Annotated in this window: 17 protein-coding genes and 1 tRNA gene; 10 read left to right on the forward strand and 8 right to left on the reverse strand. The window is 69.3% G+C overall.

Features of this window, described 5'->3' with window-relative positions:
• Positions 1-93 precede the first annotated feature (93 nt).
• The gene (locus tag DW307_RS00865; RefSeq protein ID WP_029266747.1) at positions 94-1,614 is read right to left on the reverse strand and encodes a DEAD/DEAH box helicase; all 1,521 of its coding nucleotides are present in this window, start codon (positions 1,612-1,614) and stop codon (positions 94-96) included.
• A gap of 196 nt (positions 1,615-1,810) precedes the next feature.
• Here DW307_RS00865 and DW307_RS00870 point away from each other — a divergent pair, with 196 nt between their 5' ends.
• Positions 1,811-2,524 carry a ferritin-like fold-containing protein gene (locus DW307_RS00870; protein WP_021199631.1) on the forward strand — a complete coding sequence of 238 codons (714 nt, stop codon included), beginning with the start codon at positions 1,811-1,813 and terminating at the stop codon, positions 2,522-2,524.
• An 18-nt stretch (positions 2,525-2,542) separates the two neighbouring features.
• Here DW307_RS00870 and DW307_RS00875 read toward each other — a convergent pair whose 3' ends face one another.
• Both DW307_RS00875 and DW307_RS00880 read right to left on the reverse strand, forming a co-directional pair.
• Positions 2,543-2,830, reverse strand: coding sequence for a hypothetical protein (locus tag DW307_RS00875; protein WP_136023674.1), 288 nt, complete (start codon positions 2,828-2,830; stop codon positions 2,543-2,545).
• Between the two features lie 7 nt (positions 2,831-2,837).
• Entirely contained in the window at positions 2,838-3,062 is a 225-nt protein-coding gene (locus tag DW307_RS00880; protein ID WP_017828623.1) for a DUF3107 domain-containing protein, read from the reverse strand.
• A 170-nt stretch (positions 3,063-3,232) separates the two neighbouring features.
• Here DW307_RS00880 and DW307_RS00885 point away from each other — a divergent pair, with 170 nt between their 5' ends.
• Both DW307_RS00885 and DW307_RS00890 read left to right on the forward strand, forming a co-directional pair.
• Complete coding sequence (locus DW307_RS00885; protein WP_136023675.1) at positions 3,233-6,454, forward strand: ATP-dependent helicase; 3,222 nt, start codon at positions 3,233-3,235, stop codon at positions 6,452-6,454.
• Complete coding sequence (locus DW307_RS00890) at positions 6,451-9,990, forward strand: ATP-dependent DNA helicase (protein WP_136023676.1); 3,540 nt, start codon at positions 6,451-6,453, stop codon at positions 9,988-9,990. The genes DW307_RS00885 and DW307_RS00890 overlap by 4 nt, the downstream gene beginning before the upstream one ends.
• Here DW307_RS00890 and DW307_RS00895 read toward each other — a convergent pair.
• Positions 9,936-11,309: a hypothetical protein gene (locus DW307_RS00895; RefSeq protein WP_036331448.1), complete on the reverse strand. Its 1,374-nt coding sequence runs from the start codon at positions 11,307-11,309 to the stop codon at positions 9,936-9,938. The genes DW307_RS00890 and DW307_RS00895 overlap by 55 nt on opposite strands.
• A gap of 64 nt (positions 11,310-11,373) precedes the next feature.
• On the opposite strand from DW307_RS00895, the gene nudC reads away from it, so the two are divergent.
• Both nudC and DW307_RS00905 read left to right on the forward strand, forming a co-directional pair.
• On the forward strand, positions 11,374-12,255 hold the full coding sequence (gene nudC / locus DW307_RS00900; protein WP_029260318.1) for an NAD(+) diphosphatase: 882 nt from the start codon (positions 11,374-11,376) through the stop codon (positions 12,253-12,255).
• Complete coding sequence (locus DW307_RS00905; RefSeq protein ID WP_029260317.1) at positions 12,234-13,973, forward strand: ATP-dependent helicase; 1,740 nt, start codon at positions 12,234-12,236, stop codon at positions 13,971-13,973. Before nudC ends, DW307_RS00905 begins: the two co-directional genes overlap by 22 nt.
• 827 nt (positions 13,974-14,800) lie before the next feature.
• On the opposite strand, the gene DW307_RS00910 is transcribed toward DW307_RS00905, so the two are convergent.
• Positions 14,801-16,210 carry a zinc-dependent metalloprotease gene (locus DW307_RS00910; protein ID WP_021199639.1) on the reverse strand — a complete coding sequence of 470 codons (1,410 nt, stop codon included), beginning with the start codon at positions 16,208-16,210 and terminating at the stop codon, positions 14,801-14,803.
• 118 nt (positions 16,211-16,328) lie between these two features.
• Here DW307_RS00910 and DW307_RS00915 point away from each other — a divergent pair, with 118 nt between their 5' ends.
• Both DW307_RS00915 and DW307_RS00920 read left to right on the forward strand, forming a co-directional pair.
• Complete coding sequence (locus tag DW307_RS00915; protein ID WP_021199640.1) at positions 16,329-17,420, forward strand: YlbL family protein; 1,092 nt, start codon at positions 16,329-16,331, stop codon at positions 17,418-17,420.
• A gap of 77 nt (positions 17,421-17,497) precedes the next feature.
• On the forward strand, positions 17,498-20,410 hold the full coding sequence (locus DW307_RS00920) for a UPF0182 family membrane protein (protein WP_029260315.1): 2,913 nt from the start codon (positions 17,498-17,500) through the stop codon (positions 20,408-20,410).
• Positions 20,411-20,483: 73 nt separating this feature from the next.
• Here DW307_RS00920 and DW307_RS00925 read toward each other — a convergent pair whose 3' ends face one another.
• Entirely contained in the window at positions 20,484-20,828 is a 345-nt protein-coding gene (locus tag DW307_RS00925) for an ArsR/SmtB family transcription factor (protein WP_136023677.1), read from the reverse strand.
• 83 nt (positions 20,829-20,911) lie between these two features.
• Here DW307_RS00925 and DW307_RS00930 point away from each other — a divergent pair, with 83 nt between their 5' ends.
• Both DW307_RS00930 and DW307_RS00935 read left to right on the forward strand, forming a co-directional pair.
• Positions 20,912-22,279 (forward strand): FAD-dependent oxidoreductase, encoded by a 1,368-nt coding sequence (locus tag DW307_RS00930; RefSeq protein WP_205810304.1) that lies wholly within the window; start codon positions 20,912-20,914, stop codon positions 22,277-22,279.
• Positions 22,276-22,683, forward strand: a complete 408-nt coding sequence (locus DW307_RS00935) for an arsenate reductase ArsC (protein ID WP_021200357.1) — start codon at positions 22,276-22,278, stop codon at positions 22,681-22,683. The genes DW307_RS00930 and DW307_RS00935 overlap by 4 nt, the downstream gene beginning before the upstream one ends.
• A 106-nt stretch (positions 22,684-22,789) precedes the next feature.
• Here DW307_RS00935 and DW307_RS00940 read toward each other — a convergent pair.
• Positions 22,790-22,863: transfer RNA gene (locus tag DW307_RS00940), tRNA-Met, on the reverse strand.
• Between the two features lie 95 nt (positions 22,864-22,958).
• On the opposite strand from DW307_RS00940, the gene DW307_RS00945 reads away from it, so the two are divergent.
• Positions 22,959-23,810 (forward strand): carbon-nitrogen hydrolase family protein, encoded by an 852-nt coding sequence (locus DW307_RS00945; protein ID WP_136023679.1) that lies wholly within the window; start codon positions 22,959-22,961, stop codon positions 23,808-23,810.
• A 7-nt stretch (positions 23,811-23,817) separates the two neighbouring features.
• Here DW307_RS00945 and DW307_RS00950 read toward each other — a convergent pair whose 3' ends face one another.
• The gene (locus DW307_RS00950; protein WP_136023680.1) at positions 23,818-25,020 is read right to left on the reverse strand and encodes an aminotransferase class I/II-fold pyridoxal phosphate-dependent enzyme; all 1,203 of its coding nucleotides are present in this window, start codon (positions 25,018-25,020) and stop codon (positions 23,818-23,820) included.
• Positions 25,021-25,274 lie beyond the last annotated feature (254 nt).

Raw genomic sequence — 25,274 nt, forward strand, 5'->3', positions numbered from 1 at the left:
CGCCGCAACCGGCTCTCGGCTTCCGCGTCCACACATGCGAGAGGGCGCATACGCCGGAGTGAACCCGGTGGATGCGCCCTCTCGGTGACGTGCTCAGGCCCCGGTGACGGGAGCCGCGCCGGCGCCGGAACCGCCACGGCGACGACGGCGACGACGTGCCGGAGCCGGCTTGCCGTCGTGGTGCTCCTTGCCCGCACCGTCATGCGTGCCCGCGCCCTCGGCACCGCGATCGGCGGCCGGTGCGGACTGCCCCTCGCCGGACGTCGACTCCGCAGCGCCTTCGGTGAAGGTCGAACCGACCGGAGTCGTGCTGTTGCGACGGCGACGACGGCGGCGGGTGCCGCTCTCATCGGTCCCCTCGGCGGCGGCGTCGGCCGCGCGCTCGGGGCGACGGGTGCGCTCGGTCTTCACGGACTCCGTCTTGGGCGCCGACACCAGGCGGCCCTTCGTGCCCTGGGGGATGTTGAGGTCCTCGTACAGATGCGGGCTGGACGAGTAGGTCTCGATGGGCTCGGGCTGGCCGAACTCGAGGGCGCGGTTGATCAGGGCCCACTTGTGCAGGTCTTCCCAGTCGACGAAGGTGACCGCGATGCCGGTCTTGCCCGCGCGGCCCGTACGGCCTGCGCGGTGCAGGTACGTCTTGTCCTCATCCGGGATCGTGTGGTTGATGACGTGCGTCACGTCATCGACGTCGATGCCTCGGGCGGCCACGTCGGTCGCGACCAGGACGTCGCGCTTGCCCGCCTTGAAGGCGGCCATCGAGCGCTCGCGCTGATCCTGACCCATGTCACCGTGCACGCCGCCCACATTGAAGCCGCGGTCGCTCAGCTCGTCGACGAGGCGCTGCGCCGCACGCTTGGTGCGGGTGAAGATCACGGTCTTTCCGCGACCCTCGGCCTGCAGGATGCGGGCGATGACCTCGTCCTTGTCCATCGAATGCGCACGGTAGACGAGGTGCTTGATGTTCGCCTGCGTGAGGCCCTCGTCGGGGTCGTTCGCACGGATGTGGATCGGGTTCGACATGAAGCGACGTGCGAGGGCGACGATCGGGCCGGGCATCGTCGCGGAGAACAGCTGCGTGTGACGGACGGCCGGGACTTTCTGGAAGATCTTCTCGATGTCGGCGAGGAAGCCGAGGTCGAGCATCTTGTCGGCCTCGTCGAGCACGACCTCGGTGGCGTGCGAGAGGTCGAGCAGGCGCTGACCGGCGAGGTCGATCAGTCGACCGGGCGTGCCGACCACGATCTGCGCGCCGGCCTTGAGCTGGTCGATCTGACCCTCGTAGGCCTTGCCGCCGTAGATGGCGACGACGCTGGTCGAGCGGTTGCTGGTGAGCAGGTCGATGTCCTCGTACACCTGCACCGCGAGCTCACGCGTCGGCACCACGATGAGTGCCTTGACGCCGTGCTCCGGGTCCTTGCCGAGGCGCTGGACGACGGGGATGCCGAAGCCGAAGGTCTTGCCTGTTCCCGTCTTGGCCTGACCGATGATGTCCTGGCCGGGAAGGCCGAGGGGGATGGTCTGCTCCTGGATGGGGAACGCGTCGACGATGCCCTTGGCGGCGAGTGCGTCGACGATGTCCTGATCGATGCCGAGATCGGCGAAAGTTGTCACTTTATTCAGATTGCCTGTCCGGCGAGCCTGCGGGATCGCCACGTTAACGGATCCACGCCGTCTCTTGTGCCACAGGCGCGGGGCCCCGCTCCGACGGCGGGGACACGCCCAGCCTACCCGAGGGGCGCCTCCGGCCAGGAAGGAGCGTTCGGCGCGAGTATTGTGAACGTCGTGGTGGACTCGGGAGGACGACCTCGTGGTTAAGTGGTTCTGGCAGCGCGACGACGCGCCGCGACGCACCCTCGCGCTGCGCGGCAGAGGCGAGCAGGGGGATGCGACGCGCATCGATTTCGCCGAACTCGCCCCCGAGCTCAATCGGTTCCTCGGGCAGGCCGCCTATCTGCAACTGGGCTACTTCGAGACGCTGACGCGTCTCATCCGCGCCACGACCGCGCTCTCCGAGAAGGAGTCGCTGTCTCGTGCGGCAGGGGCCGCCTTGACCAAGCATCGGGGGATCGTGGAGCTCATCGCCGAGCACGGGGACGACCCCACGCAGCTGATGCTCCCGTTCCGGGAGAACCTCGACGCGTTCCGTCGAAAGACCATCGGCGCGCGCCCACGGGAGACGCTTCTCGCCGTGTACATCACCGCCGGAATGCTCGACGACTTCTATCTCGCGCTGGCGTCCAGCTACGGCGACACCGGGCGGCGCGTGGCGGAGATCCTCCGCGAGGACGACGCTCGACACGAGATCGTCGCCATCATCCAGGAGACGATCGAGAGCGACGAGGAGTGGCGTTCGCTGCTGTCGATGTGGGCGCGCCGCCTGGTCGGCGACACGATCCTCGTCTGCCGCTCTGCGCTGCGGCCCGAGCGTCTCGAGATCGACGAGGAGCGCATCGAACCGGTATACACCGAGCTCATGGGTGCGCACGCTCGTCGCATGGACGCGATGGGACTGGCGTCCTAGGCGACGCAGTTCGACGGGTCAGATGCCCAGCGCCGCCCTGCTCTGGGCGTCGGAGCGCTTGCGCATCCCGGTGATCGCCATGGTCGCCAGTGCGGCGACGACGGGAGCGCCGAGGACGCTCGCGAGCCACAGCCAGATACTGTCCTCGCCTACACCGGCCCACTGCAGGCCCGTGTAGGTGAGCGCCGATACGGCGGTGGCGATCGCCGGGGTTAGGGTGACGCCGCGCAGCTCGCGATCACGGATCAGGAAGTGCGCGGCGATTCCCAGAGCGCACGCGCCGATGAGTGCGAGGAGGATGTACATCGCGCGGTCAGGCGACGAAGCCGACGCGGCGCGATTCCTCGGTGCCCAGCTCGATGTAGGCGAGGTTCGCGGTCGGGACGATGTAGGAGTTGCCCTTCACGTCGGCGAAGCTCACGTGCGACGCGCTCTGCTCGAGCGCCGCGGCGACCTGGGTGCGGACCTCTTCAGCGCTGGCGCCGGTGTCGAAGCTCAGTTCACGGCCGGTGTTGATGATGCCGATGCGGATTTCCACGCGTGCTCCTTGAAGTTCGGGGACTGCGCCAACTCTACCCCGCGGGCACCGGGCAGGATCGGCCGCGGGGACCGGTTTCGCCGTGAGCGCACAGCGCGGACGACTGCGACCCCGGACGTGCCTGGCGGGTGCGGGCTGCGATGTCCGCACGTCCGGATAGCGTGGAGGTCATGACACCCGATACCGCTCAGCGCGCTGTGATCGCCGCAGAGCCGTCGGCATCCGGCGTCGTCATCGGCGCGCCGGGAACGGGCAAGACGCGCACCCTCATCGAGCGTGTCGTGCACCTGCTCGACGTCGAGGGGCTGCGCCCCGAACAGGTTCTCGCCCTCACCCCGAACCGCCAGGCGGCGACGGCTCTGCGCGATCGGATCGGCGTGCGCATCGGTCAGGCGACGCCGGGGCCGTTGGCCAGATCGCTCGGTTCCTTCGCCTTCCAGCTCGTCCGTGGAGCGATGGTGCGAGAAGGAGCCGAACCGCCGGCGCTGCTGACCGGTGCCGATCAGGACCGCATCATCGCCGAACTGCTCGCCGGAGATGCGGAAGACGGGCGCATCCGGTGGCCCGACGCGCTGAGCCCTTCCGTGCGCGCCTCGAAGGGGTTCCGCTCCGAGCTGCGTGCCTTCCTCGCCGAGTGCACCGAGATCGGCGTCGACGCCGCGGAACTCCGGGCCTCGGGAAACGAGGTGTGGGTGGCGACGGCGGAGTTCCTCGTCGAGTACCGCATGGTCCTCGACGCGCTCCGCTCGGCGCACCGCGACGCCGCTGATCTGCTCAGCGAGGCGAGCACCATCCTGGATACGGCAGACGCGAACACCCTCGGCCCGCTCGCTCCCTTGCGCGTGGTGCTCATCGATGACGCGCAGGAGCTCACCCGCGGTGGGATCGCCGTCGTGACGGCCTTGCGCAGCCGCGGGATCGCCGTGCACGCCTTCGGCGATCCTGACATCTCATCCGGGTCGTTCCGTGGAGCCAGCCCCGAGCTGTTCGCCCAGCTCGCCGGCGTGCTGGGAGACGTGCACGTACTCGACGGGCCGCACCGCCAGCGTCCGGCGCTCACGGCGCTCACCCGCACCGTGACGCAGGCGATCGGCGTGTCCGGACGGGTCGAGCACCGGCGCGCTCCGGTGCCGGTGACCGCCGAAGAGGTCGAAGCCGGAGTCGCGACGTTCGTTGCTCCTTCCCCCTATGAGGAGCTCGATCGCATCGCCGGCGTCATGCGCGAGTGGCACCTCTCCGACGGCATCCGCTGGGACCGGATGGCGGTCATCGCCCACGACACCCGGCAGGTCACCGCACTCGAGACCGAACTCGCCGCCAGGGAGATCCCGACACGAGCGGCCGGTGTGCAGCGCCCGCTCGGCAGCGAGGGGATCGTACGCGACATCGTCGGCATCGTGCGTCTGGCACTCACCCCGGTCGAAGAGCGCACGTCGCCCGCACTCGAGGAGGCGCTGCGCACCCCCTTCGGAGGGATGGACGCGATCGGGCTGCGGCGACTGCGTGCGCGCCTCCGACACGTCGAACTCGAGCAGGGAGGATCGACGCCTGCACGCGAACTGCTGCGCCGGGCGATGGCGAATCCTGCGCACCTCACGCTGATCGACGCTCCGGAATCGCGCACGGCCGAACGGTTCGCCGAGACGATCGAAGCGCTCTCCCGCGGCGCGGCGGCGGGGGAGACGATCCACGACCTGCTGTGGCGGGTCTGGGATCAGGCTCGGGCCGTCGACGGCCGGCGGCTGCAGGTCGCCTGGCGCGAGATCTCGCTGCTGCCGACGGGAGCGGAGACGGCTCGTTCGCTCGATGCGCTGGTCTCTCTGTTCGACGCCGCGAAGCGCTTCGTCGAGCGTACGCCGAACGAGAGGCCCGAGGTCTTCGTGCGCGACATCCTCGACAGCGAGGTTCCGGAGGATTCGCTGTCGACTCCCGACCGGCCGGGAAAGGTCACGCTGCTGACCCCCGCCACCGCCCTCGGCACGGAGTTCGACGCGGTCGTGGTCGCCGGCGTGCAGGACGGCATCTGGCCCAACGTGCGGCTGCGTGGCGGTCTGCTGCAGACCTGGCGTCTGCCGGATGCGATCCAGGCCGCCCGCACGGGGATCTCCATCGAGGCTCCAGGGGTCCTCGACCGCCGACGTGCGGCACTGCACGACGAGCTCCGGCTCTTCGTGCGCGCTGTGTCGCGTGCACGCGGTCGTCTCCTGATCACGGCGGTGGACGACGACGACCTCACGCCCAGCCCGTTCTTCGGCTTCCTGCCTGCGCCGGAACCACCCGAGCGGCATGCCTCGGCGGAGCACCCGCTCACCCTGCGCGGACTCGTCGCGCGGCACCGACGCATGCTCACGACGACGGTCTCCGAGCCCGTGCGCCGTGCCGCCGCGGCACAGCTCGCCGTCCTCGCTCGCGAAGGCGTCCCTGGAGCCGACCCGGCGGAGTGGTACGGGATCACCCCGCCATCGACGCAGGCGCCGCTGCGCGATCTCGCCGTCACCGGAGCCCGGGTATCGCCCTCGAAGATGGAGTCCTACGAGGAATGCGGCCTCAACTGGGTCGTCTCGGCGCTCGGCGGCGACACCGTGATGCCGCCGACCGCCGGCATCGGCACGATCGTGCACGAGGCGATGGAGCGGGTACCCGAAGGAGATCTCGAGCGGATGCGGGAGATCGTGGCCGAGCACTGGCCGGAGCTCGATTTCGAGACCGAGTGGATCGGACGCAAGGAACGACGTCGTGCCGATCTGCTCGTCGAACGGCTGCACACCTACTTGGGCGACGTGCGCCGGGAGGGAGGGCGCGTCATCGGCAGTGAGGTCGAGTTCCGCTTCGCCGTCGACGTGGCTCCCGCGACCGACGAGGAGATCGCGCCGACGGTGCACGCGGTGGGGGAGGACCGGGCGCACAAGGCGATCATCCACGGCTACATCGACCGTGTGGAAGCCTACCCGCCGGGCGCCGGCGAGCATCCGGCAGCTCGAGGCCGCGGCTGGGAGCCGATGTCGGGGGGTCCTGACGGCCCGACGGTCGTGGTCGATCTGAAGACGGGGAAGAATGATCCCGAATCCGACTCCGGTGTGATCGAGCACGCGCAGCTGGCCGCCTATCAGGTGGCGGTCCAGCAGGGACTGATCGAGGGGGCGCCGTCGTCGTCGCTGGCCGGCGCTCGACTCGTGATCGTCTCCAAGACACTCGCCAGGAGCGACTACCGCATCGCCCATCAGCACACGCTCGACGATGAGTCGCGAACGGCGTACCTGAAGCGCGTGTCGGATGCGGCTCGCGGCATGTCGGCATCGAGCTTCACCGCGCAGGTCGAGTCGCACTGTGCGGACACGCAGCGCCGGGTGCACCCCTGCCGCATCCATACGGTGCCGGCGGTGAGCTCATGACGGGCGTGAGCGGGCCGGAGCGGAGCGGAGCAGGGTGGAGCGGCGGTGCGGGCATCTCCGCCACCGACATCGCGGCTGCGCTGGGGCAACCATCGCCGACACCCGCACAGCAGCGGGTGATCGAAGCGCCGCCGGAGCCTGCCCTCGTCGTCGCCGGAGCAGGAAGCGGTAAGACCGAGACGATGTCGGGGCGGGTGGTCTGGCTCGTGGCCAACGGGCACGTCCGCCGCGACGAGATCCTCGGCCTCACCTTCACGCGCAAAGCCGCAGGAGAGCTCGCGGATCGGATCGCCCATCGGCTCGCGGTCATCGACGAGTACGGACGCCGGGGGCTCCTCCCGCATCTGCCCGAGATCGTGGCGGACGGGTCGCTTCGGAGGGTCGACGAGGCCGTGCCGGGCCGACAGCGTGAGCTGGTGCGCGCGCACGTGCTCGACGAACTCGCTGCGCAGCGCGGAACGGGATGGGATCCGGTGACCCCTCGTGCTGCGGAAGACCTGATGATCCGGCCGCGCGTCTCGACCTACAACGCCTTCGCCGACGGCATCGTCCGTGAGCACGCGGCGCGCATCGGACGGGACCCCGACGTGGCGATGCTCAGCCAGGCCGCCTCCTGGATGCTGGCACGCGAAGTGGTGCTCCGCAGCGACCTCCCCGAGCTGGAGAACATCGATTTCGCGCTCGGCACGGTCATCGACGCTGTGCAGAGGCTCGCCGGCGATGCCCTCGACCACCGCGTCGACCTCGACCGTGCCGAGCACATCGCCCGCGATCAGGCACTCGCGTTCGAGCCCTATCGGGGCAACGCCGATGTCGAGAAGGCGGCGGTGAACCTGCTCAGTCTGCCGACGCTGACCCGCCTCGTGCGCGACTACATCGCCGAGAAACAGCGCCGAGGCGTGCTCGACTTCGCCGACCAGGTGGGCGGGGCCTACGACATCGTCGAATCGGCTCCCGACGTACGGGCCGAACTGCGCGAGCAGCACCGTGTCGTGCTGCTCGACGAGTACCAGGACACGTCGGTCATCCAGACCCGCTTCCTCGCCGAGCTGTTCCGCGACTCCGCGGTGATGGCCGTGGGCGACCCTCATCAGTCGATCTACGGTTGGCGAGGTGCGAGCGCCGACAACCTCTACGCCTTCTCCCGCACGTTCTCGAGCACCGCAGCGGCGCAGACCTACAGCCTCATGACCAGCTGGCGCAACGATCGAGGCATCCTCGGGATCGCGAACCGCGTGCTCGAACCCCTGCAACGCCCGGGGCTCGACGTGCCGCCGCTCGAACCGCGCCCCGGCGCCGGGGAAGGCACCGTGACCATCGAGTACCCGTTCACGGTCGACGAAGAGGCATCCGCCGTGGCGGAATGGTTCGCCGAGCGCCGTGCCGCGCATGACGCCCGCAGCGCCGGTGAGTCCCCGGGCGCGAAGCCGCACACCGGAGCTATCCTGTTCCGTTCGAAACGCCACATGCAGACGTTCGCCGCCGCGCTCGCGGCGCGTGGCATCCCGCACCGCATCCTCGGCCTCGGCGGTCTGCTGGCGACGCCGGAGGTGGTCGACGTCGTGTCGACGCTGCGCGTGGTGCACGACCCCACCGCGGGGTCGGCGCTCATCCGCCTTCTCACGGGTCCTCGTTTCGGTGTCGGCGTTGCCGACATGGCGGCGCTCTACGACCTCGGGCGCACACTCTCCGAGCGCGACCCCGCCATGGCTCCGTTGCCCGAGGAGGTGCGCGCGCGGCTGCGTTCCTCGCGGGGTGCCGACGAGGCGGTCTCGATCATCGACGCGGTCGACGTGGTGCGGGCGGTGCGCGACGACTATCGGCTCCTCGAGTCCATCACGCCCGACGGCAGGGCGAGGGTGCGTGCGGCGGGGGAGATGCTCGAGCGACTGCGCCGCGCGTCCTCCCAGCCGATCCCCGAGCTGATCCGGCTGGTCGAGCTCGAACTGCGGCTGGACATCGAGTTGGCGGCCAACGAGACCAGAGGCCCGGCCCGTGTCGCCGCGACCCAGCTGCGGGCCTTCGCCGATGAGGTACGAGCCTTCCTCGCGGCGGACGAGCGGGGGAGCATCGGCAGTCTGCTCGCGTGGCTCGACAAGGCCGAGAGCACCGACGAGCTCATGCCACGGCCCGAGCCGCCGGAGGCCGGAGTCGTGCAACTGCTGACGATCCATGGGTCGAAGGGGCTGGAATGGGACGCGGTCGCCGTGGTGCGGCTCGTGGTCGACGAACTTCCCAGCCGGGTCTCCGACACCTCCGGCTGGTTCGGCTTCGGAGTCGTTCCGTTTGCTCTGCGCGGTGACCGCGACGCGCTGCCCCGATTCGAGTGGGATCCGGTCGAGGCGATGGGTGACGAGGCCGACCCCGTCAAGCGCCAGAAGCTCGCGCAGGCCTCACTGTCCGGTGGTGCGACGAAGGCGAATCCCCGGGGCGGCGCGATCAAACGCTTCAAGGATGCCTACCGGACCTATCAGCAGCAGGAGGAGCGGCGTCTGGCGTACGTCGCGGTCACCCGCGCGCGCACCGATCTGCTTCTCAGCGGTGCGCATTGGGCAGGACAGAAGTCTCCGCGCACCCCGAGCCCCTATCTGGTCGAGGCCATCGGGGTGCAGGGGCTCGACGAGGTCGAGGCGGTCGACCCCGACGACAACCCCTATGACGGCCCCGGTTCGACGCTGCGGTGGCCCCTCGACCCGTTGGGGGCACGACGAGAGGTCGTGTCCGCGGCGGCCGCGGCCGTGGATGACGCCGCCCGCAGCGGGACGGCGGAACCGTCGGTGGAGCTCGCCCGCCTGCTGGCCGAGCGTGCGGCGCGGCAGCGCGGAACCGACGCGGACGCCCCGACGCGCGTCCCGGCATCGCGATTCAAGGACTACGTCACCGACTTCTCCGGCACGCTCTCCTCGATCGTCAGACCCATGCCCGAGCGACCGTACCGGCAGACCCGGCTCGGCACGCTGTTCCACGCCTGGGTGGAACAGCGTTCGGAGCTGGTCGGTGTCGGCAGCCGCCCGGATGAGGCCCTCTGGGAGCTCGACGAGGATGAGATCGCGTCGGAACCCGCGCAGGCGACGGTGGAGACGCGGGAGGGCGCGGCAGCGACCGCAGATGCCGCCGATCTCGCCGCTCTGCAGGCGACCTTCGAGCGCAGCGAATGGGGAGGACTGCAGCCGATCGCCGTCGAGATCGAGATCGACTTCGCCCTCGGCGCCGGACTTCCCTCGTCGGAGGTGGCAGGATCGCACATCGTCATCTGCAAGCTCGACGCCGTCTACCGACGTGCCGACCGTGGTGGACGCATCGAGATCGTGGATTGGAAGACCGGGAAGGCTCCGCGAACGGCAGACGAGCGCGAGGAGCGGATGCTGCAGCTGGCGCTCTACCGTCTGGCGTACCATCGGCGCTTCGACGTGCCTCTGGAGGAGATCGACGTCGCGCTGTACTACGTCGCGGACGACCTGATCATCCGTGGCGACCGTGTCTACTCGGAGGAAGAGCTCTTCCAGCGCTGGAGCGCTGCCCGCGCCGCACGCTGAGCTTCGTCCGAGTCGGACTCGTCGTACTCGGCCGCAGCGTCCGATGCGGAAGGACGTGTCTGTTCGCGGGGCTCGGAACCACGGGTACCCGCGAAGATGCTCCGAGCCTCGGAGAGATCCTCGGTCTCGACACTGAGCATCTCGGTGCGGTGAGCGCTGTCGTCCTGGTCCCGGTCGGTCGTGCGTCCGGTGTCGATGGTGCGCACCGGTTCCAGTGACTCCGTGTCCTGCGGCGACGACTCCGCCTCCTCCGGGACTTCGATCCACAGTTCTTCGGGGTTGTAGGCATCGGTGTGCATGGAGGTGTCGACCTCGGCGACGGCATCCCGGGGCACGCGGTCGAGCGCGTCCATGGCGGAGTCGACGCCGGCAGCGCGGGCATCGATGATGCTGAGGTCGTCCGTTCGCAGGCCCTCGGCGAGAGCATCGAGCAGTGCGGCGGCATCGTCGACGATGTCCGGCCGATGCATGGAGTCGCCGTGCACGAGCCAGCGTGCGAACTCGAGTTCGGCGAGCAGGCGGGCTCGCACCTCGAGGCCGGGATCGGGGGCACGGTCGACGGCGCGGGCATACGCGGCGTGGACGTCGTCTGACGCATCGGGAGCTGCGGAGAGCCAGGAGAGGTCGACCGCCGGGTCTCCCACCGCGAGCCCATGCCAACCGACGAGGCCGACCACTTCGGGCCCACGCTCCGGATCGTCGTCGAACAGGAACGAGGTCGACTGCACGCCTCCGAGGACCACGGTGGACTCGAAGCGCCAGAGGTCGTCGTCGGCGACGGCATCGCGCCACCGCACCGTGAGACGTGCCGGCACGCGCCCGGTGGCCGCCGCGGTGTCGATCAGGCGCTCCAATTCGGCGCGGCTCTCCTCGGCGGTGCGGGTTCCGAGTCCTGCGCCCCGGACGACCGAGGTGGGAAGGCCGTGCACGGCGGCGATCGCGGCTCCCATCGACGGCGCGGCACCGCGCCCCGCGGGCACCAGGGCCGCCTCGATCTGGAAGCCGGGGAGGAGCTCGGTGACGAGCGCGCGACCCTCGCCGATGCGCGTCTCCCCGATGTAGGCGGGCGCGCGGAACGGCAGCATGGCGCGGGCGCCGTCGGTGAGCGCGCGAAGAGCGAGGGCTTCGGCGGCGAGTTCGCGCGCCGTCTCGTCGTCGTCCGCGACGCGGATCGCGAGTTCACGGCCGTCCGCCAGCGAGGCGATGGCGGAGTCGAATCGACCGTCGCCGTCCGCGCTCAGACCGCGGGCACCCGTGACCTCCGCCCCGGGCAGTGCGGCGGTCACTGCCGCGGCTAGAGTGAAAGGAGAGCGTCCCATGCCCCCAGGGTAGGTCGGCTCAGGGGCGGTCCCGCCTCCGCCACGCCCGTGAAAGAGGGAGTCGATGACCATTCAGCGCCCGTCCCTCGACCGTGCAGCCGAACTCCGCGAGGAGCCGGATGTGCTCGATCGTCTGCGCGCCGACCCGGCGACCCGCGTCATCGTCGTGCGTGAGGGACGTGTCCGGGTCGTCGATTCCGCGCTGCTGCGCGTCGCACCGGATGCGGTCGTCGAGGCGACCTGGGCTCTCCTCGGCCGCGATGTCGACGGCACCGTGCTGCTCCTCGCCGCCGCCCCGCCGGAGAACGACGCACTCGACACGGCCCCGGACGAGATCTGGCTCGGCCTCCGTGATCTCGGTGGACGCCTCGACGGGCAGGAGTCCGAGCTCCTGATCGGCGCGATCGCCCTCGCGGGATGGCTGCGCGATGCCCCGTTCTGCCCTGCGTGCGGTGGAGCGACGCGACTTCAGCAAGGCGGATGGTCGCGGCGCTGCCTCGTGTGCGGGCGCCAGCATTTCCCGCGCACGGATCCAGCGGTGATCGTCGCCGTCGAGAGCCGGGACGGCGAGCGCCTCCTGCTCGGCGCCAACGCGAACTGGGGCGGACGGATGTTCTCGTGCTTCGCGGGCTTCACGGAGGCCGGGGAGTCCCTCGAATCGACCGCGTATCGCGAGATCGAGGAGGAGTCGGGCGTGCGGCTGTCCGCCCTGCGGTACGTCTCGTCCCAGGCCTGGCCGTTCCCGCGCTCGCTCATGGTGGGCTTCCGCGCCGTGGTCGACGATGAGTCCGCTGCACGCCCCGACGGGGAAGAGATCATCGAGGTGCGCTGGTTCACGCGCGCGGAGATCGGCTCCGCACTCGCCGGAGACGGGCCTGTGGGCCTTCCGGGCCCGGCATCCATCGCCCGTGCCCTGATCGTCGAATGGTACGAGGACCACGCGTGAGCGCACTCGATGCCCTCGATGAGCGGCAGCGGGCAGCGGCATCCGTGCTGCGGGGACCCGTCGCCGTGCTCGCCGGTGCCGGGACCGGAAAGACACGGGTGATCACGCATCGCATCGCGCACGGCGTCGACACCGGCGCCTACTCGCCTTCGCGTGTCATGGCCGTCACGTTCACCGCCAAGGCTGCGGGCGAGCTCCGCGGTCGCCTGCGTGCTCTCGGAGTCGAGGGCGTGGCTGCCCGCACCTTCCACGCGACAGCACTCGCTCAGCTGAACTTCTTCTGGCCCACGCTGGCCGGTTCCCCGGCGCCCTCGATCATCGACAACAAGGTGCGGATGCTGGGGCAGGCCGCCGACGCGATACGCCTCCGTCCCAGCACGGCCACGCTGCGCGACATCGCCTCCGAGATCGAGTGGCGCAAGGTCTCGATGCTGTCGATCGACCAGTACGCGGCACTCGGGCGTCCGATCAGCGGTGTCGATGCGGGCCAGTTGATCGAACTGATGCGGGGCTACGAAGCGCTGAAGGACGATCGTCGTCAGCTCGACTTCGAAGACGTGCTCCTCGCCTGCGCGGGCATGCTGGAGGCGGAGCCCCGGGTCGCCGCATCCGTCCACGAGCAGTACCGGCACTTCACGGTCGACGAGTTCCAAGACGTCTCGCCGTTGCAGAACCGGCTGCTCGAGCTCTGGCTGGGCGATCGCCACGACATCTGCGTGGTCGGTGATGCCAGCCAGACCATCTATTCGTTCGCGGGGGCCGAGCAGCGGTTCCTGCTCGAGTTCGAGCGCCGCCACCCGGACGCGACGGTCGTGCGGCTGGAGACGAACTACCGTTCGCAACCGCCGATCCTCACCGCAGCCAACGCCCTGATGCACGGCCGCCCCGGCGCGTTGGAGCTCGTGCCGGCCCGGGAGCAGTTCACCGCGGATGCGCCGACCATCACCGCCTACGACACCGAGGGTGAGGAGGCCGCGGGGATCGCTGCGGCCATCTCCGCCCGCATCGAGGCGGGTGCCTCCCCCTCGGAGATCGCAGTCCTCTACCGGGCGCACGCGCAGTCCGCGGTTCTGCAGCAGGCGCTCGCCGCCGAGGGCATCGCGACGTCGGTGCTGGGCGGCACACGCTTCTTCGCCATGCCGGAGGTTCGTCAGGCGATCCTCGCGCTCCGGGCCGCCGCCGTGGCTCCCAGCGAGCAGGGCTTCCTCCCCGGGGTGGAGCGGGTGCTTCGCGAGCTCGGTCTCACAGAGGAGCCGCCGGCGGCAGGGGGAGCGCAGCGCAGCGGATGGGAGGCGCGACGTGCCATCCTCCGGCTCGCGGAGGAGGCGGGGCCCGAGGCGGATCTGCGAAGCTTCAGCGACGCGCTGATGGCGCGGGCGAAGGACCAGCACGAGCCGACCATGCGCACCGTCACGCTGTCGACCCTGCATGCCGCCAAGGGGCTGGAGTGGCCGCACGTGTACCTCGCCGGATGGGCGGAGGGATCGCTGCCGATCTCGTATGCGACGACGTTCGAGGCGATCGACGAGGAGCGGCGACTGGCCTACGTGGGCGTCACGCGCGCCGCCCGTACGCTGGCGCTGTCGTGGTCGAGATCGGCGGGTCGGGGGGAACGCTCTCCGTCGCGGTTCCTCGCTGAGATGGGGACCACGGGCCGCGGCACCGGCATTCTTCGTGAAACGACACCGGACGCCACTCGCGGGAACCGTCCGCGCTGATCCGCACCATCCTCCCGGACGCACCTTCGTCGTCGGCGAGGAGCAGCGCGGCGAGCCGCCCGGCTTCAGCGACCTGCGCGGCGCGGATCGGGCCCGGATCACGACCGATCATCTGCGTGTGCAGCAGTGGCCAGGCCGGGTCGAGGTCTCGGGCATGGGCGTCGCGACACGCGAGACAGGCGGACACACCGGGGACCACGAGTGGCCCGACGGTCACGCGGCCGGGGTCGAACGCGACCGGTAGGTGCGCGACGTCCTCGCGCAGGTAGCGGGCGAACTGCAGTGCCGCGGACACGCCGTTCACGAGCACGATGGCCACGCCGGGCCGGTGACCGATCTCCACGAGTTCGATGCCTTCGTCGGAGAGCGCCTCGCGCATCCGGTACTCGCTCCGGCCGTCGGCGATGCCGATGTTCTCGACCCAGGCAGGGCGTGCCGCATCGACATCGTCGAGGAGCACGTCGTCGAGACGCGCGAGGAGTGTGCGTGCCGCCTCCCGCGGAGCGCCGGCCGCGTGCGCGATCACGTCGAAGGAACCCCGCCGGAAACCGGAGCGCAACCGGCTGAGAAGCGGTTCCACCCAGGGGTCCTCCGCATCGATGCGCAGACCGCCGTCATCGCCGAGCTGAAGGGTGTGCTCGTCGCGCCACAGCAGGGGAGAGCTCGGGTGCAGACGTGTAAGGAGCGGAGGGGTGAGCGGCATCTCTCCGATTGTGGAGAGGATGGCGGCATCGCGGGGCCGCAACCGGGCATCCGTGGACAACTCGCCGACGTTCGTCGAGCGGGGGAGGAGAGGTGCGGGCATCCTCGGACGCCCGCACCCTGCCTCAGACCGGTCGGTCGCCCTCCGGGGCCGCGTCGCCGTCTCCGTCCGCCTCATCCGTGGTTCCCGCTGCGGGCTCGTCGGCCGAGAAGTCGTCGCCGTCGAGCAGGCGGGCCAGTGCTTCATCGAACTCGTCGGCCACCGGCTGTTCGCCACGCTCAGCCGCCTGCAGCCGGGCGACGAGTCCGCTCGGGTCGTCGATGTCCTCGGCCGTCGGCATCAGGTCGGGGTAGTCCCACAGCGAGTCGCGTCCGCTGATGCCGACGGCGTCGGTCACCGCCTGCCACATCGCGGAGGCTTCGCGTATGCGTCGGGGGCGCAGCTTGAGCCCGACCAGTGCGCCGAGTGCGTCTTCCGCAGGGCCGCCGACGGCACGTCGGCGTCGAGCGGCTTCCGCGATGCGGGCACCGTCGGGCAGCCGCGAGGTCGCCTCGGCTGTCACCACGTCCACCCAGCCGTCGATCGTCGCGATGAGGTTCTCGAGTCGGGTGAGCGCCTCGCGCTGCGCCTCGCTCTGCACGGGGAGGAGAGCGCCGCCCTCGATCGCCGCGCGCAGTTCCTCGGGGTCGGAGGGGTCGAGGCGGCTGGCCACGTCTTCCAGCGCGTCCACATCGACGGTGACTCCGCGCGCGAAGTCCGTGATCTGCGCCATCACGTGCAGGTGGAGCCACTTCGCGTGCCGGTAGAGCCGCGCGTACGCGAGCTCGCGGGTGGCGAGGTAGAGCGCGATCTGGTCTTCGGGGATCTCGAGACCTTCGCCGAACGCGGTGAGGTTCTGCGGGATGACGGCCGCCGTCCCCGCGGGGAGCACGGGGATGCCGACATCGCCTCCGGAGACCACCTCGAGCGAGAGGTTGCCGAGCACCTGACCGAACTGCGCGGCGAACACCGAGCCGCCCAGGCCTCGCATCAGCTTGCCTGCCCCCTGGACGACGTCGCGCATCTCCTCCGGCACCTGCGTGTCCAGGGCGGAGGTCAGCGCGTCCGCGATGCTCGTCGACACCGGGTCGGCGATCTCCTTCCACACCGGCAGCGTCTTCTCGACCCACTCGCCGCGGGTCATCGCTGTCGGTGTCTCGGAGAGCTCCGAGATCGTCGTCGCCTCGCCGAGCCACAGATTCGCCAGCGCGAAGGAATCGGCGAGCGAGGTGCGTGAACCGTCGGTCACACCCTGCCCGTCGCGGTTGGCGATGAACAGGGCCTGGCGCAGCGCGTTCTCCCAGGGGTCGCCACCGAAGGCGCCCTGCAGCTGCGACATGATCGTCTGCATCATCGCGGGATCGAGTGTGAAGCCGTCCATCCCCTCGAAGGCGCCCCGGAGCGCTTCGGGGTCGATGTCCCCGCCGCCCTGATTCGAGAGCATCTTCCGCAGGAATTCCTGGAAGTCCTCGGGTGTCGGGTCGTTGTCTGCCATGTCGCTCGCCCTCTCAGCACTTCTGTTGCCGTGGCCTCTACGCTAGTCACAGGTTTCTGCGCGCGAACCCGATGCGGGCAGATCGGTGTACGCCGCTCGCGAACGACGGAGGAATGCAGTGGATCGAACGCGGTCTGGGAAGCTCGGACTCGGAGTCTGGGCGCTGATCGTCGCGCTCATCGCCCTGGTCGTGCTGACGTTCCTGCCGTCGCCCTACGTGATCCAGCGGCCGGGCCCGGTGTACGACACCCTCGGCACTGCGGAGGGAGCGGACGGCGAGCAGGTTCCGCTGATCAGCGTCGAGGGCGCCGAGACCTTCGAGACCGCGGGCACTCTGGACCTCACGACGGTCCAGGTCGTCGGCAACCGCGAGCGCACACCGAGCTGGTTCGAGCTGGCACTGGCGTGGATGGACTCGTCCAAGGCGGTCGTCCCGCTCGACACGGTGTTCCCGCAGGGGGTGACGAGTGAGCAGCGCGACGAGCGCAACGCCACGCTGATGGTGGACTCGCAGCACGAGGCGACGGCCGCTGCGCTGAACGAGCTCGGATACGACACCGGTGCTCAGGTCGTCGTCGTCGACGCCGTCGCCGACTCCCCGGCCGCCGGCATCCTCGAAGCCGACGATGTGATCACCGCGATCGACGGCACGCCGGTCACCTCTGCGACGCAGCTGCGCGAGGCGATCCAGGCCGCCGAGGGAGCCCCCGTGCAGCTCACCGTGCTGCGCGCCGGAGCCGAGCAGACCGTCGAGATCACTCCGGAGAAGCACACCGAGGGCGACGCGACCCTGTGGCTCATCGGCATCACGCTCCGCACCGACTACGACTTCGAGATCGACGTCACGATCCAGCTCGACAACGTCGGCGGCCCCAGCGCCGGGATGATGTTCGCGCTGGGCATCATCGACACGCTGACCGAGGGCGAGCTCAACGGCGGGAAGGACGTGGCCGGTACCGGCACGATCGACGCGGCCGGCACCGTCGGGCCTATCGGCGGCATCCGGCAGAAGCTCTACGGTGCCAGGGACGCGGGTGCCGAGTACTTCCTCGCTCCCGAGGCCAATTGCGATGAGGTCGTCGGGCATGTGCCGGACGGGCTCCAGGTCATCCGCACCGCGACGCTCGACGAGTCTCTCGCCGCGCTCGAGGTCATCGCGGACGACGGAGACGTCGCCGCTCTTCCGACCTGCGAACGCGCCGGGAGCTGAACACACATGTGCGGCCGTGACCTCGCCGTGACCGGGATGACAGCCTGCCCACAGTGAGCGATGCCTAGGATGGTGGGGTGACCTCCTCGCCTTCAGCTCCGAACCCGGCCACGCCTCGAACCTCACGACGCATTCTCGGCATCTCCCTGGTGATCATCGCCGCCTTGATCGCGGTGTTCTTCGTGTTCGCCTCCCTGTACACCGAGTTCCTCTGGTTCGACCAGGTGGGCTTCACCGGCGTCCTCACGACGCAGTGGATCGCCACGGCGGTGATGTTCGTGGTCGGCTTCCTCGGGATGGCCGTTCCGCTGTTCGTCGTCATCCAACTCGCGTACCGCCTGCGTCCGGTGTACGTGCGACTCAGCTCGCAGCTGGATCGGTACCAGGAGGTCATCGAACCGCTGCGTCGCCTGGCGATGTGGGGCATGCCCATCTTCTTCGGACTGTTCGCCGGCTTCGCGGCCGCGGGGCAGTGGAAGACCGTCTGGCTCTGGGCCAACGGTGTGGCGACGTCCGACGTCGACCCGCAGTTCGGCATCGACACCGGCTTCTACATGTTCGCGATGCCGTTCTACACGATCCTGCTCGCCTTCATCTCGGCCGTTCTGCTGCTCTCGCTCCTGGTCACCGCCCTCGTGTCGTACCTGTACGGCTCGGTGCGCATCGGCCAGGGTGAGCTGCGCATCTCGAAGCCCGCACGCATCCAGCTCGCGGTCATCGCGGGCCTCTACCTGCTGGTGCAGGCGGCGAGCCTCTGGCTCGATCAGTACAAGACGCTCGTCGAGCCCGACGACCGCATCACGGGCGCGGCGTACACGGGCGTGAACGCGACGATCCCGGGTCTCGCGATCCTCGCGATCATCGCCGCCGTCGTCGCGATCCTCTTCTTCGTCACCGCCGTCATCGGCCGCTGGCGCTTCCCGCTGGCCGCGACGGCGCTGCTCATCGTGGCGTCGCTCGTCGTCGGCGTGGGATACCCGTGGGTGGTCACCACCTTCCAGGTGAAGCCGAACCAGAACGCCTACCAGGCCGAGTACTACCAGCGGAACATCGACGGCACGAAGGAGGCGTACGGGGTCGCGGACCTCGAGACCACGCCCTTCGCCGCCAAGACCGACGCAGAGGCGGGGCAGCTGCGCGCCGACGCCGAGACCACCGCCTCGACGCGCATCATGGACCCGAAGGTCATCCCGCCGACGGTACGCCAGCTCGAGCAGTACCGCGGGTACTACCAGTTCCAGACGACGATGGACGTCGACCGGTACGAGATCGACGGGAAGATGCAGGACACCGTGGTTTCCGTGCGCGACCTCGACATGTCCGGACTCGGCGACGGCGACAACTGGAACAACCGCGTCGCGGTCTACACCCACGGCTACGGCCTCGTCGCCGCCGCCGGAAACCAGCGCACCACGGACGGCGAACCGGTGTTCCTCGAGCGCGGCATCCCCACCTCCGGGTTCCTGTCGGACCGCGAGAACTTCGAGCCGCGCGTGTACTTCGGCGAGAACTCGCCCGAGTACTCGATCGTCGGCGCCCCCGAGGGGTCGGAGCCTGCGGAGATCGACTACCCGCGCGGCAAGGACGGCTCGAGCGAGACGAAGACCACGTTCGAGGGGAACGGTGGTCCGAAGATCGGTGACACGTTCACGAAGCTCCTCTACGCGCTGAAGTTCCAGTCCGAGCAGATCCTGTTCTCGAACCTGGTGAACGAGGACTCGCAGATCCTCTACGACCGCGATCCCAAGACGCGCGTCCAGAAGGTGGCGCCGTACCTCGAGCTCGACAGCGACCCGTACCCGAGCGTGGTGGACGGCCGCATCGTCTGGATCGTCGACGGCTACACCACGAGTCAGACGTACCCGTACTCGACGAGCGTGAGCCTGTCGGATGCGATCGCCGACTCCAACATCCCGTCGCCGACGCTCGCCATCGACGACATCAACTACATCCGCAACTCGGTCAAGGCGACGGTCGACGCCTACGACGGCTCCGTGACGCTCTACGCGTGGGACGACGAGGACCCGGTGCTGAAGACCTGGCAGAAGGTCTACCCGTCGACGGTGAAGCCGATCAGCGAGATGTCCGGCGAGCTCATGAGCCACGTGCGCTACCCGACCGACCTGTTCAAGGTGCAGCGTGACATCCTCGGGGTCTACCACGTCGACAAGGCCGGATCGTTCGCACAGCAGGACAACCGGTGGCAGACGCCGAACGACCCGCGCAGCGAATCGATGCTGCAGCCGCCGTATTACCTGACCATGCAGATGCCGGGGCAGGACACTCCGAGATTCTCGATGTTCTCGACGTTCATCCCGAACTCGCAGGGCGCGGGTGGAAGCCGTGACGTGCTGATGGGCTACCTCGCGGTCGATTCGGACGCCGGCTCGGAGAAGGGCAAGAAGGCAGAGGGTTACGGCCAGCTGCGCATGCTCGAGATCGACACCGACACGACCGTCCCCGGCCCCGGTCAGGTGCAGAACACCTACAACTCGGACACGTCCGTGGTGCCTCAGCTCAACCTGCTGCAGCAGGGGGAGTCCGAGGTCATCTACGGCAACCTGCTGACACTGCCCGTCGGTGGCGGTCTGCTCTACGTGCAGCCCGTGTACGTGCAGTCGTCCGAGGGGACGCAGCTGCCTCGACTGCAGAAGGTGCTGGTCGCCTTCGGTGACCGCGTGGCCTTCGAGAACACGCTCACCGAAGCCCTCGATACCCTCTTCGGCGGTGACTCCGGTGCAACCGGCGGCGATGACACGGTCGAACCCGATCCGGACGCTCAGGTGCCTGATACCGGCGAGGTGCCGACGACGGAGCCCACGCAGCCCACGGGGGCCGAGGCGGAGGCGCTGGCGGCTGCGCAGTCTGCCTTGGTCGACCGTGAGACGGCACTGAAGGCGGGAGACCTCGCGAAGTTCGCCGAGGCGGACGAGCGTCTCACCGCAGCGGTGCAGAAGCTGATCGAGCTCGACTCCGCCGCAGGCAACTGATTCGAGACATCCGCATCGAATGGGCGTCCCTCCGGGGGCGCCCATTCGCGTCTGTCCGGTGGACCTTCCTCGGTCAGGCGGGCCGAAGTGCGGCGGAGGCGGCGTCGATGGCCTCGACGTCGAGGGAGAAGTACGCCCAACGTCCACGCTGCTCGCGCCTGACGAGTCCTGCGTCGGAGAGGATCTTCATGTGGTGGGAAACGGTGCCCTGAGAGAGCCCGACGGGCTCCGTGAGATCGCAGATGCACGCCTCCCCGCCGTCACCGGCGGCGATGAGGGAGAGCAGACGCACACGGGTCGGATCTCCCAGCGCCTTGAACACGCGCGCCACCTTCTCGGCCTCCTCGGTGCTGATGGTCGAGGTGATGCGCGGTACGCAGCAGGAGGTGCCGGCGTCGATCGTGGCAGGGATGGTCATAGGGCCATGCTATCCACGTATTGACAAACATCGATAGATCACGCACTGTGTTCATATCGAAGTTCATCAATGTAAGGAACGTGATGTCCGAGCTTCCCGTCGTCGTCATCGGCGCAGGCCCCCAGGGGCTAGCCGTCGCCGCACACCTCACCGAGCGCGGGTGCGATGTGATCGTGTTGGAACGTGGGTCGAGCCCCGCCACCGCGGTCTCCGAGTGGGGGCACGTGCGCTTGTTCTCCCGCTGGCCCGAGCTGACCGATGCGGCCTCCCGTCGCCTGCTGGAACCCTCGGGATGGACCCCTCCGACGGACGGGTATCCGACCGGCGCGGAGTGGATCGTGCGGTATCTCGCGCCCCTCGCTGAGGTGCTGGGGAAGCGGGTCCGCTACTCGACGACGGTCACCGGCGTCGCGCGCAAGGGGCGGGACCGTGTGGTCGAGAGCGGTCGCGCAGGACAGCCCTTCGTCGTTCATGCGATCGGCGCGGATGGCGAAGAACTCCGGATCGGTGCACGAGCCGTCGTCGATGCGAGCGGTACCTGGGGTCGCCCCAATCCGGCCGGAGCCGAGGGGCTCCCCGCGATCGGCGAGACAGGCTTCGCCTCGCATATCTCCTATCGGATCCCGGATGATGTCACGGCCCAGGCCGGGCGGCACGTGGCCGTCATCGGGTCCGGGCACTCGGCCACGCACACCGTGCTGCGCCTGACCGCGTTGGCGCGACGACACCCCGGTACACGGGTCTCGTGGCTGATGCGCCGGGGAAAGGCGGCGTCCCGCCTGCTCGGTGGCGCAACGGGCGATGCGCTTCCCGAGCGCGCGGCGTTGGGCGCGCGGGCTCGAAAAGTCATCGAGTCCGGTCTCGTCGATGTCATCCAGGGGTTCCGCGTCGCGGAGTTCCGCGCGGACGAAGAGGGTCTCACGATCATTGCGGACAGCGGAGGTGCGGTGAGGGGCGTCTCGCACGTGTTCGCCTTGACGGGATTCCGTCCCGACCTCGGCATGCTCTCGGAGGTGCGTGTGGCATGGGACCCCACTCTGGAGGCGGTGGCCGGCATCGCCGCGGACATCGACCCGAACGTCCACTCCTGCGGGTCGGTCGGGGCGACAGGGGCGGTCGAGCTCACCCAGCCGGAAGACGATTTCTACATCATCGGCGCGAAGAGCTACGGGCGTGCGCCCACATTCCTGGCGCTCACGGGATTCGAGCAGGCACGCAGCGTCGCCGCACAGCTCGCGGGCGACCTGATCGCCGCGCGGAGCACGCAGCTCACCCTGCCTGCGACGGGTGTCTGCGGGGGATCGGGTGACTTCGATGGCGAAGGCGGCGGCTGCTGTGGGAATCCCCTCGTCCAGGTCGGCACGGTTCGGGCGAGAATGGAGTTGATTCCGGCAACCGCCGATCACGCCGCAGAGAATTCCGACAGCACGCCCGCGAGGAGCATCCGATGACCGACGTACCCGTCAAGCCCTCCGTCCTGTTCGTCTGCGTGCACAACGCCGGCCGCTCGCAGATGGCCGCGGGTTTCCTGCGTGACATCGCGGGGGATCGGATCGACGTGCGCTCTGCCGGTTCCCTGCCCGCGGATCAGATCAACCCGGTCGCGGTGGAAGCCATGGCCGAGCTCGGTGTCGACATCACGGCGGAATCGCCCAAGGTGCTGACCACCGAAGCCGTGCAGGCCTCCGATGTCGTGATCACGATGGGCTGTGGCGATGCCTGCCCGTTCTTCCCGGGAAAGCGCTACGAGGACTGGGAGCTCGACGATCCTGCCGGACAGGGGATCGACGCCGTGCGACCGATCAGGGACGACATCCGCGCCCGGATCGAACGTCTGGTGGCCGACCTGATCTGAGCCGGGTGCGACGCACTCGATCGAATCCGATCGAGTGCGTCGCACCCGAAGCAAAGCGAAAGGCCCCCTGACCTGGATTTCTCCGAGTCAGGGGGCCTTTCATTTGTTGCGGGGACAGGATTTGAACCTGCGACCTCCGGGTTATGAGCCCGGCGAGCTACCGAACTGCTCCACCCCGCGGCACAAGAAGAAACTTATCACGGATTCCGGAGTCGGTCGAATCGAGAGGGCATCGGGGCGACGTCCCGGGCGTGTCGATGCGAGAGGATGGAGTCATGTCCGAGATCGCAGCCGTCCCCGTCGCCGTGTGCCAGTTCGCGCCCACCGCATCCCGAGCCGACAACCGCGAGCGGATCGCGGAATTGACGGCCGATGCCGCCGCGCGTGGTGCGAAGCTGGTCGTGTTCCCGGAGTACTCGAGCTACTTCGTCGATCCTCTGGACGAGAGCCTCGCGGTAAACGCCGAGGACCTCGATGGGGAGTTCGTCGCGACCTTGGCCGCTCTGGCCGCCGAGTACGCCGTCGTGATCGTGGCCGGTCTCGCGGAGCGGGCCGCGGACGGTGAGCGGGTGCGGAACTCCGTCGTGGCGGTGCGCGGCGACGGCATACTCGCCGTGTACCGCAAGCAGCATCTGTACGACGCATTCGGGCAGCGGGAGTCCGACTGGGTCGAACCGGGTGAGCTGGGCCCAGCGGCCACCTTCGACCTCGGCGGTCTGCGCTTCGGACTCATGACCTGCTACGACCTCCGCTTCCCCGAGGTGGCCCGTTCGCTCGTCGATGCGCAGACCGACGCCCTCGTCGTGCCGGCGGAGTGGGTCAGAGGACCGCTCAAGGAGCATCACTGGACCACGCTGCTCGCCGCCCGTGCGATCGAGAACACCGTCTATGTGATCGCCGCGGACCACCCGACTCCGATCGGCGTTGGACATTCGCAGGTCATCGATCCGCAGGGCGTGATCCTCGCCGGTGTGGGCACTGCTCCCGGGATCGCGGTCGCCGTGGTGGAGGGGGAGACGATCGCGCGCGTGCGGGCGACCAACCCGTCGCTGCGGGTGCGGCGCTACGCGGTCGTGCCGCATGACACCGTCCCCGGCGGAGCGGTCGCCCCCGGGGCTCCCTCCTGATCCGCAGTCAGGCGGAGAAGCCTGCGAGACGCGCAGCCGCCTCGTCGAGCACGTCGACGCGCTTGCAGGCCGCGAAGCGCACCAGGCCCGAGTACTCGCCCCAGTGCGCCTCGGAGACGAAGGCCGTGAGCGGGATCGCGACGACGCCCGCGCGTTCCGGCAGAGCGCGGCAGAACGCTGCGGCGTCCGCGCCGCCCAGTGCGGTCGCATCGGCGACGGTGAAGTAGCCGCCCTGCGGGGCGTGCACGGTGAATCCGGCCTCCCTCAACCCGGCTCCGAGGATCTCGTGCTTTCGCGCGAGCGCGGCGGCCGCATCCGCGAAGTACGCGTCGTCCATCCGCAGCCCCACAGCGATGGCAGGCTGGAAGGGGGAGCCGTTCACATACGTGAGGTACTGCTTCACCGTCAGCACGGCCGTGATGAGCGCGGCCGGCCCGTGCACCCAGCCGATCTTCCATCCCGTCGTGGAGAAGGTCTTGCCGGCGGACGAGATGGTCAGTGTGCGCTCGGCCGCTCCGGGGAGGGTCGCGATCGGCGTGTGCGGCGCATGGAAGGCCAGGTGCTCGTACACCTCGTCGGTGACGATGATCGCGTCGTGCCTCTCCGCCAGACGCACCACCTCGCTGAGAACCTCGCGCCCGAACACCGCGCCCGTGGGGTTGTGCGGGTCGTTGACCAGGATGATCCTGGTGCGGTCGGTCACCGCTGCCGCGAGTCGGTCGAGGTCGGGCTGGAAGTCCGGGGCCCGCAGCGGGACGGTGCGAAGGCGCGCCCCCGCGAGAGCCACGGCCGCGGCGTAGGAGTCGTAGTACGGCTCGAACACGACCACCTCGTCGTCCGGGCCGTCGATCAGCGCCAGCAGTGTCGCGGTCAGCGCTTCCGTCGCCCCGGCCGTCACGATCACCTCGCGTGTGGGATCGACGGTCAACCCGTAGAAGCGACGCTGATGAGCGCTGATGGCGTCGAGGAGATCCGGGGTTCCGCGACCGGGAGGATATTGGTTCGCTCCATCTGCGATGGCCTGTCGCGCCGCCTCCAGCACCGCTGCGGGACCGTCTTCGTCGGGGAAACCCTGACCGAGATTGATCGCTCCGGTTCGGGCCGCTGCTGCCGACATCTCTGCGAAGATGGTGGGCGCGACGGTTCCGTCCGCAGCGAGCAGACCTGCACCCGCTGCTGTACGACGCCATGCGCCGGGAATGACACTCATGAAGAACAGGCTAAGGCCATAGCTGAAACTCATCTTCGGCATAAGGAACGCACAGATACAGGCGTCATTCTGAAATGGTCGTCGAAGGAGCACACACCATGAACGAAGACAACCCCCAGGACCAGTCGGCACCCGCGTCGAACGACGCCGTGCCGTCCGCCGAGGCCGCAGAGGTCGCCGCTCAGTCGGCGACGGATGCCGCCGCTGACAACGCCACACCGGCGCCCGCCACGCCGGCGTGGCGTTGTCAGCGG

Origin of the sequence: Microbacterium sp. K27, from assembly GCF_004794435.1 — a bacterium.
GTDB lineage: Bacteria > Actinomycetota > Actinomycetes > Actinomycetales > Microbacteriaceae > Microbacterium > Microbacterium maritypicum_A.